Origin of the sequence: Promicromonospora kroppenstedtii DSM 19349 (assembly GCF_000515355.1) — a bacterium.
GTDB classification, from domain to species: domain Bacteria; phylum Actinomycetota; class Actinomycetes; order Actinomycetales; family Cellulomonadaceae; genus Promicromonospora; species Promicromonospora kroppenstedtii.
Window position 1 is genome coordinate 1 of record NZ_KI911662.1, and the last position, 1,829, is coordinate 1,829.

Below are 1,829 nucleotides of genomic sequence, written 5' to 3' on the forward strand. Positions count from 1 at the left end.
CCGGGCGGCGCGCACGGTCGCGTGCCAGCGGGCGTCCGCCCTACGGGCCGCTCGGGCCGCGCGGCGCCCCAGGAACAGGACGAACAGCAGCATGGCCGACGTCGTGACGGCAGCGCCCCAGTGCAACTGGTCGAACCCGACGAGCGCCCACGCGACGATGCTGGCCACCAGCAGGAAGATCGACACGATGAAGCGACGGCGCGCCCGCGCGGCCCGCCGCGCACGGCGCTCCACCCTGCGGATGCGCTCCGCCGTCAGCGGGCGACCGCGCACCATGATCTGCAGCGGGAGGCCCTGCCGCGGGGTCGGGTGGGCGACGCGCGGCACGCCCTGGCCGCTACCTCGCCGGTTGCCGTCGTTGACCATCGCCCCTCCTCTCCTACCCGAGCCGCTCATCGCGACGATGCGCAGCCCTCCTGAAAACCGGTCCGGCACCCGCGCGTCGGCGAGCTCCGCCCGGCGACGCACCATGCTCGGCATCCAGTAGCCCAGCCACAGGACGAACAGCGCTACGGCTGTGAGTCCCGCGGTCGATTCCACGACACGACGTTAGGCGAGCATCGGCACGCCCGGCCGCAGCGCGTACGGCGTGTCCCACCGTTACAACGCCTCACGCGTGCGCTGCCAGCGGGCCAGCAGCCCCTCCGGGACTTCCTCGCGCGTCACCGCGAAGGTGCGGTGGTCGCGCCACTGCCCCTGGATGTGCAGGAACCGCTCGCGCACGCCCTCGTCCCGCAGACCGAGCTTCTCCACCACGCGCAGGCTGGGCTTGTTCTCGGGCCGGATGTTGATCTCGATGCGGTGCAGGCCCAGGAAGAAGGCATAGTCCGTGGCCATCGCGACCCCCGTGGGGATGACGCCGCGGCCGGCCACGCTCTGGCTCACCCAGTAGCCGATGCTCGCGGAGCACATGGAGCCCCAGGTGATGGACGCGACCGTCAGCTGGCCCACGAGGGCGCCGTCGAGCTCCACACCGAACGGGAGCGACGTCCCCGCGCGGGCCTGCGCCGAGAGGGACCGCACGTACTCGCCGAACGTGGAGGCGATGTACCGGTTCGCGCCGGGCGACGTCGCCTCCCAGCGCTCGAGCCAGGCCGCGTTCTCGGCCCGCAGGCGCGACCAGTCGGTCGCGTCCCGGCGCCGGAGCGGGCGCAGCACGACAGTCCCCGACGGCGTGTCTTCACGCAGCGTCACCGGCCATGGCTTGGCCACCGTCCACCCCTTCACGAACTTACCTGTGGTGCCTTCCGGCACGTCCGACTTACTCGACGGCAACATCGTTCGCCCCCTGCCACGTCCCATGACGAATCCCCCGCTGGAGGAGGGTCTACCACGCTCGGTGGCCTGTGACCCGTCGAGCAGCCGCTCGGTCATGTTCTCGCCTTCTTCGTACGCTGTTCGTAACAATCCAGTCTCGGAGTCTTGGCACAATAGCGGTCATGAGCGGCATCTCTGTTCCGACGCCACAGCCCTACCCCGTCCAACCCGGGATGGAGACGGGCGACGCCAAGGAGGAGCTGCGTCGAGCGATCCGCGCCCAGCGTGGTCTCCGGTCCGTCCGACGCCGGGCGGAGGCCGCCGAGATGCTCGCCGACGTCATCGAGTCCATCCCCGAGGTGCGCGACGCCGGATGCGTCGCGGCGTACGCGGCCCGCAGCGCGGAACCCGGCATGCTGCCCCTCCTGGAGCGTCTCTCGAACCGTGGCGTCCGCGCGCTGCTCCCTGTGCTCGGGGCCGGCCTGGCCCGCGACTGGGCGGACTACACGGGCCCGGACGACCTGCTGGAACGGGCGCCCGGACGGCCGCCCGAGCCAGGCGGCCCCGCGCTG

General features: G+C 72.0%; 2 protein-coding genes and 1 pseudogene. 1 reads left to right on the plus strand and 2 read right to left on the minus strand.

Going from position 1 to position 1,829, the window contains the following annotated elements; all coding sequences use genetic code 11:
- Positions 1-540 (minus strand): annotated as a pseudogene (locus PROKR_RS11635) (hypothetical protein); the annotation flags it as partial.
- A 60-nt stretch (positions 541-600) separates the two neighbouring features.
- Positions 601-1,212 (minus strand): GNAT family N-acetyltransferase, encoded by a 612-nt coding sequence (locus PROKR_RS11640; RefSeq protein WP_026366007.1) that lies wholly within the window; start codon positions 1,210-1,212, stop codon positions 601-603.
- Between the two features lie 227 nt (positions 1,213-1,439).
- Between PROKR_RS11640 and PROKR_RS11645 the strand changes: the two genes are divergently transcribed.
- On the plus strand, positions 1,440-1,829 hold a 390-nt coding region (locus PROKR_RS11645; RefSeq protein ID WP_036963346.1), incomplete at its 3' end, for a 5-formyltetrahydrofolate cyclo-ligase.